We start from the raw sequence: 19,336 nt of genomic DNA on the forward strand, positions 1-19,336 counted from the left end.
ACCGAAGCACATCGTTTACAGGAAATTCTCTGGAAGGAAACAGGATCATGACACAGATTGAACAGGAGCAAGTGGAGGGCTTTCGGCTCTCCCCACAGCAGCGATGGGCCTGGACACAGCAGGTGAGCGCCCGGAGCCCTTTTCTCTCTTACTGCCTGATGAAGCTTGAGGGCGTGCTTGATGCAGAACAGCTTCATCAGGCCCTGCGCATGTGTGTTGAGCGATACGAGATTCTGCGCACCACGTTCCGCCGGCCTCCGGGTCTCTCTTTGCCTGTACAGGTTGTTCTCGATACTGTGGATCCGCTCTTTATTCACCGCTTCGGGACAGCACCGGACGAGCAGCAACTTGCTGCTCTCCTGCAAGCGTGCGATCTATCACAGCACCCATTTCGGGCAGAACTGCTTTCTGTGACAGAAAGACAACACTATCTGCTCCTGGTGACCTCCGCCCTCTGCCTGGATGCAGTAGGCCTGGCAACGCTCGCGCAGGAGATCCTGACCATCTACCTGCAAAACAGTGTCAGCGAAGAGGAAGTGTTACAGTATGCAGACGTTTCAGAATGGCTCAACGAGCAGGTTGAGTCCGAAGAAAACGAGGTTGGCCGTCAGTACTGGCGTAGCTGTGACCTCTCTGGGCTCGATGCTGCAACACTCTCCATCGCGAACAGGAGACAGGAAGCGCTGCCCTTTTGCCCTCGCTCCTACTCCATCACACTTGATACCGGCACGCGAGAGCGGGTCGTCACCTGGGCGCAACAGCAGGGGCTCTCACCAGATACCTTTTTCCTGGCCTGCTGGCGTTGGCTGCTCTGGAAAAGCAGTGCTGGAGCAGAATTCCCCCTCGGCGTCGCTTTTCATGGACGAACCTATGAAGAACTGGAGCAGATCCCTGGCTTGTTTCATCGGTACCTGCCAATAACAATCATCCCTCGGGCAGACGAGACGTTCCGTGAACTGATGCAAAAGACCGAGCAAAAGCTTCAGGAGAGCGCGGAATGGCAGGAGGCCTTCGACTGGGAGAGGGACGCAGGCACGCGCTTCTTCCCGCTGGCCTATGAGGCGCTGAACCTCTCGGCTTTCGTGGGGAGCGAGGAGCTGACTCCTTCTCTTGAGCACATCCATGCCTGTACCCAACGGTTTGAACTGAAGCTTCAGTGCATGAGCACGCCTGAGCGCTGTACGCTCACTTTCTGGTACGATCAGCATCGTTACGAGACAGCAGCCATCGAGCGCATGGGCCACAATTTCCTCACTCTGGTAAATACGGCTCTTATGGCTCCAGAGGCTCCACTATATACCCTTGAAGTAGTGAGCGAGGAGGAACAGCGCTTCCTCAACGAGCTGAATACAACTGCCAGAGATTACCCGCTTGAGTTCCCGCTGCACCGGCTTTTTGAGCAACAAGCGGCCAGTTGTCCAACCCGCATGGCTGTGACGTATGCAGGAGAAGCGTTGACCTATGAACAGTTAAATAGCCGCGCGAATCAAATTGCTCACCTGCTGCGTGAGCGAGGCACTACGGTTGGTTCTCTGGTTGGCATTTATCTTGAGCGCTCACTTGACTACCTGGCCTGTCTGCTCGGTATTCTTAAAGCCGGCGCGGCATACATCCCACTCGATCTCAGTTTTCCTCGTGAGCGGCTGGCCTTCTTGCTTCAGGATACGAAAGTGCAGCAGGTAATCACGCTTGCAGAGCTTGCGGAACAGCTCCCTGAAGCAGCATCCCCGCTCTGCCTCGATATAGATCGGCAGCAGATAGAGGCGATGAAGCAGACAAATCCAGACCTCTCTATTCCATCGTCTGCTCTTGCCTATGTGCTCCATACATCAGGTTCAACAGGCCAGCCAAAGGGCGTAATGGTCAGCCATAGAAGCCTTGTCAACTATCTGCACTGGTGTAATGAGGTGTTTCGCGAGTTCGAGGTTATTCCGGCAACCACACGCCTGAGCTTTGATGCCTCGCTGAAACAACTCTTCGCGCCTCTGATCCGAGGAGGCACCGTCTGGCTCCTTCCCGAAAACATTGTTGCACAACCAGAAAAGCTTTTCGACTTTATCCGCACCCAGCACCACATGGCTCTGAATACCGTGCCCTCGCTCTGGCGTCCATTCCTGGAGTATGCACGACAGCAAGATGTTTCACTGGATGGGCATCTGACCGGCCTTCTCATAGGTGGTGAGGCACTTGAAAGCGAGCTGGTAGCGAAAACACTCGAAGTATTTCCCTGGCTGCGTATCTATAACCTGTATGGCCCGACCGAAGCCACCGCGAATGCAAGTAGTGCCGTGATTACCGATCCCACGCATATTACGCTTGGGCATCCTCTTGCCAATACTCGCGTGTACGTTCTGGACGATACCTGGCAGAGAACTCCGATAGGCGTTTCTGGCGAACTCTATCTCGGAGGTGAAGGGCTTGCTCTTGGCTACCTCGATCGGCCTGACCTGACGGCTGAACGCTTTATTCCTGATCCCTATAGCGGAGATGGAAACCGCCTCTATCGCACCGGTGATATGGCCCGTATTCTTCCTTCGGGCGAGCTTGAGTATCTTGGACGACGCGACCATCAGGTCAAACTCTATGGCGTTCGTATTGAACTGGGCGAGATTGAAGCGGTGATAAAGACATATCCAAAGGTGCACGATTGTGTGGTACATCTGTATCAAGATGCAGGCGGACAGCAAAGGCTTGCTGCCTATATCGAAGGAGCAGAAGCGCAGCAAGGGCTACAGGAATGGCTGCAACAGCGTTTACCTCAAGCAATGATTCCTTCAGCTCTGGTTTTTCTCCCCGAACTGCCACGCACCTCCGGGGGCAAAGTAGACAGACAGGCTCTACCCACACCGGAACGCGCAGAGAGCCGCGCCGCCTATGTCGCACCTCAAACTCCTGTCGAGGTGAAACTGGCCCAGATTTGGGGTGAGGTACTGCATCTAGAGCGCATTGGCATTCATGACAATTTCTTCGCGCTTGGGGGTCATTCATTGCTGGCCATTCAGATCGCATCCCGTGTGCGCTCGGCCTTCCCCGTTGATGTTCCCTTACATCTCCTGCTCGGTACGCCTACCATTGCTGAGCTTGCGCAACAGATCGATAGCCTGATTGTCCAAAAGCTGGAAACACTGTCCGACGAAGAGGCACAGCACATGCTTGCCCTTTTCGAGTAAGACAGCAGTTGTTCAGTTGAGTTGTCACGAGGTGTATCTATGACTGTATCACGCGACATGCCAGGGACACTCTCCCCGGCCAAGCGTGCTCTGCTGGAGCGGTGGCGTCAAGGCGCTACCGCGAAGGCCAGAGCAGAAATTCCTGCTGAAATACGCCTGGATCGTGAAGAGGTCGTCCCTCTCTCTTTCGCACAGCAGCGCCTCTGGTTTCTGGAGCAGCTTGACCCGGAAAGCCGGAAAGCCTACCTGATCAGTTGTGCGGTCCGGCTGCGCGGCCCCCTCAATAGAGACGCGTTGCGCTATAGTGTACAACGTCTGGTTACGCGCCAGAGTATCCTGCGTACGCGCTTTGAGACACAGGATGGGCAACCAGTACAACGGATTCTTCTGGAGGCAGCCCTTCCATTTTCGCTGGTGGACCTTGAAGCAGTAGCTCCACAGCGGCGTGACCTGCTGGTCGAGCAGATAGTGCAAGCTGCTACACAGACTCCGTTTGAACTGGAGAAGGAACTGCTATGGCGGCTTCTCCTGTTACGCAAGAGTCAAGAAGAGCATATTTTGATCCTGACACTGCATCATATCATTGCGGATGGCTGGTCTATCGATGTGCTTTTACGCGAGCTGGTTGCCGGCTATGAGGCAAGGCTTCATAGACAGGCAGACACACAACCACCTCTGCCTGTTCAGTATGGTGATTATGCCCGCTGGCAACGCCAATGGCTACAAGGAGAACAGCGAGAGAAGCAGCTTACCTACTGGAAACGACAACTTGACGGTATGGAGCCGGTAATAGCGCTTCCAACCGATAGAGCCCGTCCAGCGGTACAGACCTATAAGGGGGCCGAGTATCAATTCAAGCTCCCGGCTGCACTGGTACAGAAACTCCGCGCGTTAGGGCTGGAAGAAGGCTGTACGCTCTTTACCACGCTCCTGGCTGCGTTCAACTGCCTGCTTTCTCGCTATACCGGGCGCACCGATATGGTTGTTGGAACGGTGACCGCGAACCGGAACCGCGTGGAGCTTGAAAACCTGATCGGCTTCTTTGTCAATCAATTAGTGCTGCGCACGGATCTCAGTGGAACCCCGAGCTTTCGGGAGGTACTCCGACGCGAGAAAGCAACCGTGTTGGAGGCTTATAATCATCAAGATATTCCTTTTGAACAGCTCGTAGAGGCTTTGCAGCCGCAACGCGACCTGAGCTATAACCCGCTCTTCCAGGTGCTTTTTCTCCTGGAAAACCGACAGCAGGAACTGCGCTCTCTGCCTGGTCTGACAATGGAAACGCTCGATCTTACGAGCAGCTCAGCACAGTTCGATATCACTTTGACCATTCTCGATCAAGGAGAAGGGGCAACCGGCGTCATTGAGTACAGTACTGACCTCTTCGATCAGGCTACAATTGAGCGCCTGGCGGCACACTACGTCGTGCTCCTGCACGGTATTGCGACCAACCCCGATCGGTCTGTTGCAACGCTGCCCCTGCTGACCGAAGCAGAATGGAGAGCACGGGAAAGCTGGAATATGAAGCGGCGCACGTTCCCGCTTCAGCAGACCTTCCCCGAGCTCTTCGAGCAACAGGTCCAACGGAGTCCCAAAGCAACAGCGGTTGTCTGCGGCACACAGCGCCTGACCTACCAGCAATTGAGCGAGCAGGCCAAACAGGTCGCCTCTTTGCTGCTCGATGCAGGAGTTGGCCCGGATGCAAGGGTAGCGATTCTGACCGAACGGAATCTGAACTTCCCGGTAGCAATGCTGGGCACATTTTATGCCGGTGGCGCCTACGTGCCGCTCGATCCCCGGCATCCGGCCTCGCGGATTCAGCAGGTGCTCACACAGTGCAATGCAAGCGCGGTCCTTGTGAGCGAGGAGTTGCAAGAACTTTTGATGCAGGCTCTTGTACACATACCACCTCAAGAGCGACCGCCGATCTTTCTATTGAAGGACGCGCTAGCGTGCGGTCAGGTTCATATTCCGAGGGAAGTAGGACCATTCCCCCGGAGTCTGGCCTATGTCATTTATACCTCCGGCTCAACAGGCATACCCAAAGGCGTCATGGTTGAACAAAGAAATATGTTGAATCACCTGTATGCCAAGATAGACGCCCTACAACTGAGCGCCAGCGACTCTATCACACAAACAGCCTCGACCAGCTTTGATATGTCTGTCTGGCAGTTTCTGGCCCTCTTGCTAGTCGGGGGAACGGTCCATATCCTGCCAGATGCGGTCTGTCATGATCCCAGGCGTTTCCTTGAGGTCGTTGAGCGAGAGCAAATCACCCTGCTGGAAGTTGTGCCTGCCCTCTTCCGCCTGCTTCAAGAGGAGGTCGAACGCCAGGGAAAGAACAGACCAACCCTTCAGGCATTGCGCTGGTTGCTGCTTGGTGGTGAGGCGTTGTCACCAGATGTCTGCGCCCGCTGGCTGACCTATTATTCCCATGTGCCCATACTGAACGCCTATGGCCCAACAGAGTGTGCGGACAGTGTCACGCATTATGCTGTAGAACAGCCTCCGCAGGAGGAAGATGGTTATATCCCTATCGGCTATCCCTTATCAAACATCGATGTACACATTCTCGATGAGCATTTGATGCCGGTGCCTGTGAATGTACCGGGACAGCTTTGCATTGGTGGTGCCTGCGTTGGGCGTGGTTATCTGGACAATCCAGCGCGTACTGCTGAATATTTCATCCCGCATCCCTGGAGCAAAGAGCCTGGCTCACGGCTCTATCGCACAGGTGATCTGGCACGCTATCGGCCCGATGGGGTCATCGAGTTTCTTGGTCGCATTGATCAACAAGTCAAAATCCGCGGCTTCCGCATCGAACTCGGTGAAATTGAAGCAATACTGCACCAGCATCCCGCCGTGCGCGAGGGAGTTGTCTTAGCCCGTGAAGATCATCCCGGGACAAAGCGGCTTGTTGCCTACTTGAGTTGCCATGCAGGCAAGAAGCCAATGACAGATGACATTCGCCTCTTCGCAGCGCAGAGGCTCCCTGAATATATGGTGCCTTCCGCTGTCATCTTCCTGGATGAATTCCCGCTGAACAGAAGCGGGAAAATCGATCGTCAGGCCCTGCCAGCTCCTGAGTGGACCGACCAACAACAGCCCTTTGTCGCGCCCCGGACCCCGATTGAAGAGACGCTGGCCAATATCTGGGCCACAGTCCTCGGGCTGGAACGGGTTGGCATCCACGACAACTTTTTTGCCCTCGGTGGCGACTCGATTCGCAGCATTCAGATTATCAGTCGGGCGCGTGAAGCAGGCATTGAATTGACACCGCTCCAATTCTTTCAGGCGCAGACCATCGCCGGGCTCGCCGAGATTGCCGGGCTCCACAAAACAGCGATAGCAGGCCAAACCAACCGGCTTGCTTTCACCCCTGCCCAACGGCAACTTCTGGCACAGCACGCCACCTCGCAGATGCAGGCAGTCTTGATAGAGGATGAGCAGCCATTTGACTATGAGGCAGTGACACAGGCCTTGCAGGCAATAACGTTGCAGCACGACGCCCTGCGCCTTCGCCACCAGCACACACCCACCGGTTGGGAACAGATCCTCGTTTCTCCAGAGGAGGGAAACCTTTTCCGCTTCCGTGTAGAAACGGTGACTGGCAACCGCTCCGCGCAACTGGCCCGTTTGCTAACCGAAGCGCAGGCAGAGCTTCACCGTGCCGATGTTCCTCCGCTCTCCGTGATCGGTCTTGAAGGGAGCATAAAGGGGCAACTGCTGCTGACACTGCCACGTTTGATCTGCGATACGGTTTCACTGCGCATTCTCATAGAAGATCTGCGAACGGCCTACCAGAGCGCTCTCAAGCAGCAAGAGACTCGCTTCCCGGCTGTCGGGACCTCTTTCCGCCGCTGGTGCGAAGCGGTGCATGCATATGCGGATTCGCTCATTTCGGAGACAGAGCGGCGTTTCTGGGAAGAACTTCCCTGGCATAGCGCGCGTTCGTTGCCCCGTGCCGAACAGACCGATGGTGTGCAGAGCCTCAGCGTGTCACTCACGGCATCTGAGACACAGGAACTCCTTCAGGCTGCGACCACTGTCTATCATGCTCAACCCGACGAACTATGCCTCACTGCACTCGGACGGAGCCTGCAATCTCTGATCGGGAGCGGAACGGTACCAATTGAGGTTATAGGGCAGGGACGAGAGCAGTGTTTTGAGCAAATGGATAGAACACGTACTCTCGGTTACTTTGAGACACGGTTTCCCGTCCCGTTGCCGACTCTTCCCGGGCGCACTCTCAACGAAAACATCAAGTCGGTGAAGGAGTTGTTCCGAAGCACGTCACAACATGCTCACGCCTTTGGCGTTCTGCGCGAGCTACAGCACGATCCTGCTATTCAGGCTCTGCCAGAAGCCGAGGTGACCTTCACCTGGAGAGATTTGCCGATCACACAAACCTGGAAGATCGAGCTGCTAGAAGAGCAGAGACCGGATTCAACGGCGCTCAATATCGTGGCCGGCCTCATTGATGGATGCCTGACTATCAGGTTTGATAGCACAGTACATCAACACTCAATGGTGGAGAGCATTGGACGACTCTCTACCGACACCCTTCGAGAAATGATCGAGCATGCACGGCAGCCCGAAGCGGAAGGCTTCACGCCTTCTGATTTCCCGGCAGCTCAGTTGAAGCAGAAAGAACTTGACCGAATATTGCAGAAAGTGCGTAAGCGAGGGAGATACTAGATATGGCAATCACGCAAATCGAAGATATTTATGAATTGACACCATTACAACAGGGTATGCTCTACCATACCCTGTCAGCTCCTGCTTCTGGCGTCTATGTCGGGCAGGTATGCTATCAACTTGATGGCGCACTTCATCTACCCTCGATGCAGCAGGCCTGGCAAATGGTACTGAATGCAACGCCTGCCTTGCGTGGTGGCATTGAATGGGAGGAGGTTGATACTCCCATTCAGCTCATCTATCATGATGTCGCCCTCCCCTGGCAAGAACTCGACTGGCAACATCTAACACCTGAACAGCAACAGCAGGCGTTGACGGAGTGGCTACGAAAGGATCGTGAACGAGGCTTTGATCTTACCATGCCGCCCCTTTTGCGCCTGACCGCGATTCGACGAGCAGCACATTCACATTATCTGCTTCTGACGTCGCATCATCTTCTGCTGGATGGTTGGTCGATTGCGCTGGTCCTTTCCGATGTTTTACAGGCGTATAAAGCGCTGCGTCTGGGTGAACATCCCCAATTGCCTGAACGCCCCCCTTTCCGTGACTATGTGCTCTGGTTACAACGGCAGAATCAGGAGGAAGCACGCCGCTTCTGGAGTGAGGCACTTCGCGGTATTACGTCCCCAACCTCGATAGGTATTGGCACCACATCAGCTTCAACAACAGTTGAGAGTCAGCCAGGGGAATGCGACCTGCTGCTTTCAAAAGAACTCACCCGGGCCGTACAGGAGCTTGCCCGGGACGCCCGGGTCACGGTGAATACAGTGCTACAGGGCATGTGGGCCTTACTGCTGAGTCGCTACAGCGGAGAACAAGATGTTGTCTTTGGGGTGACAGTTGCCGGTCGTCCACCGCAATTGCCTCGTGTAGAAGAAGCGATCGGACTGTTCATCAATACGCTTCCCTTGCGGGTACATCTCCCGGGCCAGACCAGCGTGACACACTGGCTAGGCATGCTGCAAGAGCAGAATATCAAGCTGCGCAACTACGAGCACACGCCGCTGGTAGACGTCCAAAAGTGGAGCCAGGTTCCACAGGGACAACCTCTCTTTGAAAGCATCTTTGTTTTTGAGAACTACCCTGTGCCAGAAGGGCTTGTGGCCGGCCCAGAGAGCGTCCACGTCGCGGATACAATTGCCTATGAGCGAGTGAATTATCCATTGATGCTGGTTATTTTGCCAGGACCACAGATCCACTTGCGGCTTCGATATGACCCAACGTGCTTCGAGCAGATGGTTATCGAGCGCCTTCTAGGGCACTGCCAGCACCTTCTTCAGGGGATGAGTGCCTCACCGCAATCTTCACTCAACTCACTTTCAGTCGTAACGCCAGCGGAGTATCAACAGATCGTTGTCGACTGGAACAACAATCCGCGTGAGTATCCAGAACGATGCGTTTATGAGATGTTCACGGAACAGGCAAAACGGACACCTGATGCCACTGCCCTTGTGTATGAGGGCCAGCATCTCAGCTATGCCGAGCTTGAGAGGCGCACCGATCAACTGGCTGCATATCTCCAGGAACGCCACATAGGACCTGAAGTGCTGGTTGGCATCTATATGGAGCGCTCGCTAGAACTGCTCATCGCCATCCTGGGCGTTCTCAAGGCAGGAGGGGCCTACGTTCCTTTGACACCCGGGTATCCGGCAGAACGGCTTGCCTTTATTATCGAAGATGCCCGAATTCCGCTCCTGTTGACGATGTCGTATCTTCAGGCACAGCTCCCCTCTTTTGAAGGAGAAACGGTTTGTCTGGATGCGCTTCCAGAAACAACGATGTGCTCTCCACAGAAACTGGCGACACCAGAGCATCTGGCCTATGTAATGTATACCTCCGGCTCAACCGGTAAGCCAAAGGGTGTGCTCATCCATCATCGGGCCCTGATAAACCTGTTAAGCTGGATGCAGGAACACTACCCGCTTGCCCCAACAGATCGCATGCTGCAAAAGACACCTATTGGCTTCGATATCTCTGTACGTGAACTGTTATGGCCATTGGTTACAGGGGCCTGCCTGGTTCTGGCGCGCCCCGGTGGTCATCAAGATCCGGGCTATTTGCTGGACATAATCGAGCAGGAACAGATCACAATAACACACTTCGTTCCCTCAATGTTACAGATTTTCCTTGAGACACCAAATATAGCCGCTCGCTCGCAGCACTTACGGCGCATTATCAGCGGTGGTGAAGCACTCCCACCGGCGACGCTGGCCCGATGTGCGCAACGCCTTGCCCCACAGACGCACATATTAAATCTCTATGGGCCAACGGAAGCAACCATTGAAGTAACCTGGTGGCATTGTCCCCACTCAACCCGGGTACTTGATTGTGTGCCTATCGGACGCCCAATGGCCAATACACGGATTTACGTGCTGGATGCAGCTCTGCAACCGGTTCCAGTCGGGGTCGTAGGCGAACTCTTTATCGGCGGGGTTCAGCTTGCACGTGGCTACTTCAACCGCCCCGATCTAACGGCAGATCGCTTTCTCCCCGACCCCTTCTCATCGCAGCCAGGCGCACGCATGTACAGAGCAGGAGATCTGGCACGCTTTCATGCTGATGGCACCATTGAATATCTGGGACGTACCGATTTTCAGGTCAAGATTCGTGGCTTCCGCATCGAACTGGGCGAAATCGAGACACAGCTTGCTCAGCATCCTGCTGTACAGGAATGCGTGGTTGCCACGCGTCGGTATGGGGACGATACGCGCCTGATCGCCTACCTGATCCCGGCGAAGAGCGCCCCCAGAGGGGAGACATTGCAGCGGCTCCTTCGCAACTATCTACAACAATTTCTACCAGATTACATGATTCCGACAGCTTTTGTAACGCTTGAGGAAATCCCACTGACGCCGAACGGGAAGACGGATCGCAAAGCCCTGCCAGAACCCGAGAGCGTGCAGACGATGCGCAAAGCGTATATCGCCCCACGCACACCAACCGAAGAGGTGCTGGCCAGCATTTGGGCCCGTATTCTACAGATCGAGCGGGTCAGTATTACCGACTCTTTCCTTGAACTGGGAGGTCATTCACTGCTAGCGATTCAACTCGCCTCCGCCGTGCGTTCAACCTTTCAGGTCTCCCTGCCCTTGCAGGAAATCTTCACAACCCCAACCCTGCGAGATCTGGCGGCAACGATCGAACATGCCAGACGGAGCGATGAAGACACGCAGTTCCTCCCTCTGCACCACCAGGAGGATACAACTGAATATCCGCTCTCGCTTGGTCAGCAGCGGCTCTGGATACAGGAACAGGTCATTCCAGAGAGCGGTAAAGCCTATATTGTTCGTGCGGCAATCCACCTTCAGGGTAATATAGACCTCTCAGCGCTGCTTTCGAGCTTTAAGCGGTTATTCGCCCGCCATAGTATCTTGCGAACGTCCTTCCATCAGAGCGGACAGCAACCGATACAGCGAGTTACTCCTTCCTGTCCACTTCCTTTCTCCTTGCTTGACCTGCAAACAGTACCACAGGCACGCCGCGCGTCGGTATTACAGGAGCTTCTAGACGATGCCGCAAGCCAAACGTTCTCGCTCGATCAGTCGCCATTGATGCGTATTTTCCTGTTCCGTGAGGCGCGAGAGCAGCACACCTTGCTCCTCACCCTTCATCATATTATTGCCGATGGCTGGTCGCTTGAAGTCATTATGCGCGAACTGGCAGAGGGTTACGAGGCAGCCTTGAACGGGCAGCAAGACGAAGCCTCCTCTCTTCCTGTGCAGTATGGAGACTACGCACGATGGCAGCGAGAATGGTTGGAAGGGAACCGACAGAAAACACAGCTTGCGTATTGGAAAGAGCAGCTTACAGGTGCACCGCTGGCCTTAGAACTGCCAGTCGATTATAGCCGTACGCCTGTACAGAAGTACAAGGGGGCCGCTCATCACTTCGAGCTCCCTCCTGCTATCGTGGAACCGCTGCGCTCTTTAAGTCGCAGGGAAGGGTGTACGCTGTTTATGACCCTGCTCGCAGCCTTCAATTGCTTGCTTTCGCGCTATAGCAGGCAGGATGATATTGTCATTGGCTCACCCATTGCAAATCGTCCGCGCCCTGAACTGGCAGATCTGATCGGTTTCTTTGTGAATACGCTTCCGCTGCGCACGGACCTCTCAGGAGATCCAACCTTTCTGGAACTGCTGGAACGAGTACGCGAAACCTGTCTGGCAGCATACACGCATCAGGATGTATCCTTTGAACAAATTCTTGACGCGCTGGATTGGCCTCGGAATCCACTCTACACCCCGCTCTTTCAAGTGCTCTTCGTGCTTCAACATGCACCACTCACCAATGTGGCACTCTCGGATGTGGTCTGTGAAGCAGTGCCGCTCGGCAGCAAAGCGGCGCAGTTTGACCTTTCACTCTTCTGTGAAGAGACCGATAATGGCATGCATATCACCTTTGAATATGATACAGACCTCTTTAAGCCTGCCACTATTGAGCGCATGAGCAGGCACTTTGTCACCTTGCTCCAGGCTCTCCCCGAAAAGGCGGAGGCTCGTTTGAGTGAACTGCCATTGTTATCTGAGGAAGAGCGACAGCGCGCGCTGTATGAATGGAACAATACCAGCACCTTCTATCCAGGTGATGTGCTTCATAAATGCCTGCATGAACTCTTCATCGCACAGGCGAACCGCACCCCTGATGCGATTGCCCTCGTCTATGAACAGGAGCAGATGAGCTATGCAGAACTTGATAGACGGAGCGACCACCTGGCCAGCCATCTGCAAGCCTATGGCATCAAGCCAGAAACGTTTGTCGGCGTGTATATGGAGCGCTCACCCGAATTGCTGATCGCGCTGCTTGGTATCTTCAAGGCAGGTGGGGTGTACGTGCCTCTGATTCCTGACTATCCAGCAGAGCGCATTGCCTACATGCTAGAAGATACGCAGATGCCGCTCCTCCTGACACAATCCCATCTCAAGGCTACCCTCCCACCATTTCATGGCGTCGTCTTGTGCCTGGATACAATGCATCAAGAGCCAGCTATCAAAGAGATCCGGAAATGGGTGACAGCCGAGCATCTGGCATATGCTATCTATACTTCTGGCTCAACAGGCCGCCCGAAGGGAGTATTGAACTATCACCGAGGCCTGGTGAATCGCTTGAGCTGGATACAGCAGACATTGCCGTTACGTCAAACGGATCGCGTCCTGCAAAAGACGCCTATCAGTTTCGATGTCTCCCTGTGGGAACTTTTATGGCCGCTGGTCACAGGAGCCACGCTAATCCTGGCTCGTCCCGGTGGTCATCAAGATCCAGAATATCTGCTTGATCTCATTGAGCAAGAACGGATCACGCTCACGCACTTTGTGCCGTCGATGCTTCAAGCATTCCTTGAAATGCCCGATCTTGCCGCTCGCACGCCGCACCTTCGCCAGATTATCAGTAGCGGTGAAGCCTTAACTCCTGCACTGCTGGCTCGCTGTGCACAACGCCTTGCACCTCAGACAGAGCTGCATAATCTCTATGGCCCAACCGAGGCTGCAATTGAGGTATCATGGTGGCATTGTACACGCGAAGAACCTGTCTCTGACATTGTGCCAATTGGTCGCCCAATTGCCAATACACAGCTCTATCTGCTGGATTCGGCGTTTCAACCGGTGCCGATCGGGGTTGCGGGCGAACTCTATATCGCCGGAATTCAGGTTGCCCGAGGCTACCTCAACCGTCCCGAACTCACGGCAGAAAGCTTTTTACCCGATCCCTTCTCGCCTATCCCTGGAGCACGTATGTATCGTACCGGAGATCTGGCACGGTATCGCGCTGATGGTGTGATTGAATATCTGGGACGGGCCGATTTTCAGGTCAAAATTCGCGGTTTCCGTATCGAGCCAGGAGAGATTGAGGTCCAGATGATGCAGCACCCCGCAGTAAAAGATGCTGTGGTACTGGTACGAGATCATCAGGGCAGCGAAAAGCAACTACTGATGTATGTTGTGCCAGAGGCAGGGCAGACACTCACGCCCCGCGAACTACGCGATTATCTGTTACGCCGTCTTCCCGCTTATATGGTCCCTTCAGCGTTCATCCAGTTGGAGGCTATTCCACTCTCGACGAATGGCAAGGTTGATCGTCAGGCATTGCTGGCCAGAAGCGAAAACCTGCTGGAAGAACCAACCACGCTGGTTATGCCGCGTGATGCTCTTGAGCTACGTCTTGTTCAGATCTGGGAGGCGGTCTTTAACAGGCAGCCGATAGGCATTACAGAGAATTTCTTTGAGCTAGGTGGCCATTCCCTGCTTGTTCTGGACATGTTAAACCGCTTCCAGAAGGCGTTTGGGTATCGCATCTCGCCCGCAGTTGTGGTGGAAGCGGGAACCGTAGAACGTCTTGCTCACTATCTGCGCCAGAAGGAAAGAGAAGCGAAGGCCGAGTGGTCACCGCTGGTCAAGATGCAACCGAATGGAAGGAAGACACCTTTCTTCTGTGTTCATACAGGAACGGGAACGGTTCTCAGCTATATACCACTCGCGCGTCATTTCGACCCTGACCGCCCACTCTATGCGTTGCAGGCCCGAGGAATTGATGGAGAGATGGAGCCGCTTACACGGGTTGAGGAGATGGCAAGCTATTATATCGAGGCTGTTCGTACAGTACAGCCAGAAGGTCCCTACTACATCGGTGGACACTCTCTCGGTGGGATTATTGCCCTTGAGATGGCTCAACAACTCCAGAAGCAGGGCCAGAAGGTGGCTTTCCTGGGTATCATGGATACGACGCCTCCGGTCAACAAGGTCGCAGAGGAAACTGTGCGCGATGACACGACAGAGCTGCTCGATTTAATGCGCTTGATTACGCGTTTCTTCCATATCCCATTGACGGTGACCTATGATGAGCTGCAACGAATGGGCTATGAGGAGAAGATGCAACTCGCGCAGAAGCTCTTGAGTCAGTACCTCGTTTCCTCAGACAATGGATTGCAATTGCTCAATAACCTGCTGCGTGTGCAGAAAGCGCATGGCAAATGTATGCACTACTATTATCCGAAGCCATACAATGGGAAAATTACGCTCTTCCGGGCCAGCTCACTCCATCCCGATGATATTGAACAGGATGATGAAATCTTCAGAGATCCCGCCTATGGTTGGACTCCATTTACACCGGAAGCGGTCGCAATGTATACAATTCCTGGCGATCATATCTCGATGGCAACCGAACCTCATGTACAGGTTCTTGCAGAACGACTCAACCACGCGCTGGACATCGCGGAGCAGCAGTGGAAAAGGGAACAGGGAGGTTCTCTTCTATGAATAGAACAAGTAAAGACACGAGCACAAAAAGTCGGGGGATGGGCGTTTTCACGCTCATCTGGAGCGGACAGTTTGTCTCCTATATGGGCACAAGCCTGACCGAATTTGCTCTGGCGATCTGGTTGTATCAGCATACATCGTCGGTGACACAATTTACCCTGGCATCGTTATGCGCGGCTCTGCCCGGTGTCCTGGTCGCGCCACTGGCCGGGGTTGTTGTCGATCGCCATAGCCGCCGCTGGATTCTGCTCTGTTGTGATATACTTGCGGCTCTCAGCACATTAGGAGCAGGAACGCTTGCTTTTACTGGCCACCTCAACGTCTGGTTCATCTGCCTGGCAAACATTATCGCATCTGTGAGCGGCGCCTTTCAGCGACCTGCCTATATGGCATTGGTAACGCAACTGGTGCCACAGGAGAGGTTAAATCGCGTCAATGGGATGATTCAGTTTGCGAATGCCAGTACCCAACTGGTCGCGCCGGTCCTTTCCGGCGCCTTACTCCCAATCATCCAGCTACAGGGAATCTTTCTCATTGACCTGACAACATTCCTCTTCTCTATGGGGACACTGCTGCTTGCCAGATACTCAACAGAGCCCCGGACCGTTCATGCAGGGGGTGAACAGGAGCAAAAGGGAAATTTTGTGCAAGATGTTGCGGTTGTCTGGCGCTATCTCCAGCAACATTCAGGGCTGGTAATTTTGCTTCTCCTATTCACGGTTACCAACTTTTTAACTGGAATGGTCAGCGTCCTGGTCAAGCCAATGATCCTTTCGTTTACCTCTGCTGCCTTGCTTGGTACCTTGATGTCTATTGGCGGCATCGGCATGATTGTTGGTGCATTGACTATGAGCGTGTGGCGCGGTTTTAAACGTCGCGTCCATACTATCCTCTGCTTTCTCAGCATCAGTAGTATCTGTCTGGCCCTGGTCGGAGTCAGTACCTCATTCCTGCTTATCGCGGTAGCAGGCTTTGCTTTCTATTTCTGTCTGCCACTCATTAACGGTTCAGTCCATGCACTCTTTCAAAACCTGACAGATACCAGTATGCAGGGACGCCTTTTCTCTGTCCTGGATATGCTTACAGGAGCCGTTGTACCACTTGCCTATCTGCTTTCGGGACCTCTAGCCGATGCGCTTTTCGAGCCATTATTGCGTGCTGATGGATCCCTTTCTCACTCAGTTGGACAGATTATCGGTGTAGGACAGGGACGGGGAATCGGGTTTATGTTCATCCTGATCGGTGGGATACTTCTTATCATTACCCTCTGCTGTAGTGCCTCTTCCCGCCTGCGTCATCTGGAAGCAGAGAAGAACAAGCAAGAGACACCGGCCCTTTCGGCTCAAGAGGCACCGGTAAGCGACTGACAGCGAATGAACCTTGTGCCTCTTTGTCGTGACACTCTCCCGCTTGCCTGAGACTATCAACCGTTACAGGCAACGGGAGAGCGTCAACTTCCCGGCACTCGTAAAAGGTCGCAGGTCTAATAATACCATATTTCAGCTTCCTAAGCAGGTCTCTGGTCGGAGTGCAAGCAGGTACATCTGTAGATATGCTGGGCACCTGATGTATCAGGCTTCTCTTTCTCCTTTTGAGCGCTTTACTAAACTCAGGCCTAAAACAACGCAAAGAACAAAAAGTAACCCCTGTCTCAGCCAATCCATAGACAGCCAAAACCAGCCTCCAGAGACAAGGACAGGGGATGAGCCATGTTCATCAGCATACACACCCATATTCCAAAAGAGTTTTAAAGAAATAACGAAGATAAGAAGGCTCAAAACAAAAAGAGCTATGTTCAGCCCTCTTTTCTCAAGTTTGACTGTTTGTCCTGTCTTTTTCACATAAAATACAACAAGCCCAAGACACAAAACAATGAATAGAAAGCCAATAAGAAGTAGAGGCATATGTTTTCCTCTCCATGAAGATAGGACTTCAATACGAAATAAAGCAGCGTACAACTTATCTGAAAAAGAAAGATTCATAGAACGTACTTATTGGACAGTAAAAAAACCAACCGACCAAAGAAACTACAGATGCAGATGAAATATATTATAACACATATTTTTGCAAGAAAACAAATATGTCAATTATGTCGAGACCAGATTCATCGTGCAGTAATGCCCATCCTCCTCAGGTCGACACGCTCAGAGATAAAAAGGACAAGTACCGTTGTGACAGAGAAGCATTTCCAGCATAATTAGAATCTTTACATGCTTCCCGCTCATGAGAACAGGAGAAGCTGAAATATGATGGCTACCACCTCTGTCAATGAAGCCATCCCTGATCCGCCTGGATGATGAGCGCACGATCCTTCTCCACACAATGCTCATCCAGGCGGATAATTCTCAGGCGAATCATCTGTGTTCACACAGTCACGGCCAGAGCGAGCCGCAAAAGGGCGATCTGGCCGTCAAAGGTGCTCAGCTCTTCAGTGATCTGTTGGCTGGCTCCATAGCCCGGTCTATCCAGCGCCAGAACCGCGTATCCAAGAGAGGCAGCCGTATTGGAAGCCAGCTTCGCCAGGGATTGGTGTCATCAAAGATAGCAGCCGAGTTGCCGCCGCCATGCAAGGCCACAATCAGAGCGCGAGAAGCCCTGGAAGGTTTCGCATAGACTCCCGCGAGGTCACTATGACCCGCGCGGATCAGAATGGGTTTCTTGGTTGTTGAAATGTTCATTTTTCCCCGAGGACATCGCTTACCAGTGCTGATACAGGGCCTTGGAAAGAGGATAGAGCGAAAGAAGAGAACGCTTCTCTCAAGTCTTTACACTCCCAAAGCCACTCTCCGCGCCAGAATCGTTTTTTTCTCAAGACATAGCTTCTGGCCAATTCAGATCAGCAACAGAGAACATTGACACCACAACACCCGGTGGCAAAACTGATTTTCCACCTGATGGGAGCGTTGGCCGAATTTGCGCGCGATCTCATTCGAGAGAGAACCAGAGCGGTCCTAAGGCCAGAGGGCGTGTCGGCAGCTGGTCGAGAAAAGCCGCTGAGGGGTTGCCCTGGCCCGACATCTCTATACGGTGGGAATATCGATATGAGCGATGGTCTGATGTATTCTGTTCAGTTTTCCTTTCAGGTCTTCGTTTAAAACAAAACACCGTTTTATTCAATTATTTGAAACATATGTTTAAATTATGCGTATGAATATTCTCGTTGTCAAGGGGAAAAATCCCCTCTTTTAAGGGAAGGCGAAAGACTACACCATACAAGTATATACACTCCCATGCCCGCGGCTCTCCCCATCTTTGCCCGCTTTCCAGAATCTGTTAGGACTCAAGCTCAAGTAGATAGAACTGATAAATTGACATCACAGTTTGCCTCTACGGTTCTCCCTGTTCGCAGCCAGCTTCATCGTGCCTTCTTTCTCTCTTGACAAAATATATTAGGGCAGGCTAATATCTTAGTAAATGAGTCGGATTTAGCGAATCTCACCTTGAAGAAAGAGGAGAATATGTATTCTTTCAATGAAGAACAGTGGCCTATTGTGTCTATACATAATGATGGAGAGACAACCTTAGCTGATATGGAAGAGCATATTGCTTTCTGGGAGCGCTGTCTTGCACGTCAGGAACCTTTTGGGGTCCTTTTAACCCAGAACGGTGAGGCTCAACAGAGTTCAAAAGAGGTCAGAGCATTGAGTAACCAGTGGCGTCTGGCAAATAAGCCGCGCATTGCTCAGTATTGTGCAGGCATGGCAATGGTCACCACCTCATCAAAAATGCTGGCGCTCTACAAGCCCATTGCAGCTATGATTGCCAGAAAGTCGATGGGGTGTCCGGGGCAGATCTTTACCAGCAAAGAGCAGGCAAGATCCTGGCTTATGCAGCACATAGAACGGCTTACATTTCTCTATACAACCAGAGACTGAACACACAGGGAGCATTCATTTTCCATCTGTGGTCAGCATATTTTCTTCCAGGAGCTCTCGAATCTGCGTCAACACCACACTTCCTCTATCGAGACGATATGCTGCCTGGAGGGGGCACTGCACAGGTAAGCCAGCTTCCTGTTGCGTTCGCTTTGCGGCATTCTGTACATGCATTTCTATTGCCCCTGGATGCAACCGATTATAGGGACAAAACAACTCACATTGCTGATCAGCCGGGAGCACAGAAAGCCTGTAGAGTCTTGTTGAGCCTGAGAGGAAGCGGGCTCTTGCTGCTTGCAAGGGAGAGGCTCCAGATTGTAGAGCACCAGCAGGAAAGCCTCTT

General features: G+C 53.1%; 8 protein-coding genes and 1 pseudogene. 7 read left to right on the top strand and 2 right to left on the bottom strand.

The window, feature by feature from the left end; translation table 11 throughout:
* Positions 1–47: 47 nt before the first annotated feature.
* From EI42_RS15655 to EI42_RS15670, 4 genes are read left to right on the top strand one after another with little or no spacing between them, the layout of a single operon-like run.
* Positions 48–3,170, top strand: coding sequence for a non-ribosomal peptide synthetase (locus tag EI42_RS15655; protein ID WP_111323562.1), 3,123 nt, complete (start codon positions 48–50; stop codon positions 3,168–3,170).
* A gap of 39 nt (positions 3,171–3,209) precedes the next feature.
* Entirely contained in the window at positions 3,210–7,868 is a 4,659-nt protein-coding gene (locus EI42_RS15660) for a non-ribosomal peptide synthetase (protein WP_111323563.1), read from the top strand.
* A gap of 2 nt (positions 7,869–7,870) precedes the next feature.
* The gene (locus tag EI42_RS15665; protein ID WP_111323564.1) at positions 7,871–15,118 is read left to right on the top strand and encodes an amino acid adenylation domain-containing protein; all 7,248 of its coding nucleotides are present in this window, start codon (positions 7,871–7,873) and stop codon (positions 15,116–15,118) included.
* Positions 15,115–16,485, top strand: coding sequence for an MFS transporter (locus EI42_RS15670; RefSeq protein ID WP_111323565.1), 1,371 nt, complete (start codon positions 15,115–15,117; stop codon positions 16,483–16,485). The genes EI42_RS15665 and EI42_RS15670 overlap by 4 nt, the downstream gene beginning before the upstream one ends.
* 204 nt (positions 16,486–16,689) lie before the next feature.
* Here the strand turns inward: EI42_RS15670 and EI42_RS15675 are convergent, their stop codons facing one another.
* A complete protein-coding gene (locus EI42_RS15675) occupies positions 16,690–17,022 on the bottom strand; it encodes a hypothetical protein (protein ID WP_211326195.1) in 333 nt (110 codons plus the stop codon).
* A 364-nt stretch (positions 17,023–17,386) separates the two neighbouring features.
* Between EI42_RS15675 and EI42_RS15680 the strand changes: the two genes are divergently transcribed.
* The 3 genes and pseudogenes from EI42_RS15680 to EI42_RS15690 all read left to right on the top strand — a co-directional run bounded on the left by EI42_RS15680 (position 17,387) and on the right by EI42_RS15690 (position 18,993).
* Positions 17,387–17,731 carry a hypothetical protein gene (locus EI42_RS15680; protein ID WP_111323566.1) on the top strand — a complete coding sequence of 115 codons (345 nt, stop codon included), beginning with the start codon at positions 17,387–17,389 and terminating at the stop codon, positions 17,729–17,731.
* Between the two features lie 217 nt (positions 17,732–17,948).
* Positions 17,949–18,105: pseudogene (locus EI42_RS34695) on the top strand (recombinase family protein); the annotation flags it as partial.
* Between the two features lie 504 nt (positions 18,106–18,609).
* Complete coding sequence (locus tag EI42_RS15690) at positions 18,610–18,993, top strand: hypothetical protein (protein ID WP_211326196.1); 384 nt, start codon at positions 18,610–18,612, stop codon at positions 18,991–18,993.
* Between the two features lie 15 nt (positions 18,994–19,008).
* Here EI42_RS15690 and EI42_RS32570 read toward each other — a convergent pair whose 3' ends face one another.
* Positions 19,009–19,167: a hypothetical protein gene (locus EI42_RS32570; RefSeq protein WP_170142661.1), complete on the bottom strand. Its 159-nt coding sequence runs from the start codon at positions 19,165–19,167 to the stop codon at positions 19,009–19,011.
* Positions 19,168–19,336 lie beyond the last annotated feature (169 nt).

Source organism: Thermosporothrix hazakensis, from assembly GCF_003253565.1.
Classification (GTDB): domain Bacteria; phylum Chloroflexota; class Ktedonobacteria; order Ktedonobacterales; family Ktedonobacteraceae; genus Thermosporothrix; species Thermosporothrix hazakensis.

Bases quoted from the DNA above. Each gene is read 5' to 3' on its own strand.
- EI42_RS15655 (WP_111323562.1), top strand. From the start codon at position 48: ATGACACAGATTGAACAGGAGCAAGTGGAGGGCTTTCGGCTCTCCCCA.
- EI42_RS15660 (WP_111323563.1), top strand. From the start codon at position 3,210: ATGACTGTATCACGCGACATGCCAGGGACACTCTCCCCGGCCAAGCGT.
- EI42_RS15665 (WP_111323564.1), top strand. From the start codon at position 7,871: ATGGCAATCACGCAAATCGAAGATATTTATGAATTGACACCATTACAA.
- EI42_RS15670 (WP_111323565.1), top strand. From the start codon at position 15,115: ATGAATAGAACAAGTAAAGACACGAGCACAAAAAGTCGGGGGATGGGC.
- EI42_RS15675 (WP_211326195.1), bottom strand. From the start codon at position 17,022: ATGCCTCTACTTCTTATTGGCTTTCTATTCATTGTTTTGTGTCTTGGG.
- EI42_RS15680 (WP_111323566.1), top strand. From the start codon at position 17,387: ATGAAGCCATCCCTGATCCGCCTGGATGATGAGCGCACGATCCTTCTC.
- EI42_RS32570 (WP_170142661.1), bottom strand. From the start codon at position 19,167: ATGCATGTACAGAATGCCGCAAAGCGAACGCAACAGGAAGCTGGCTTA.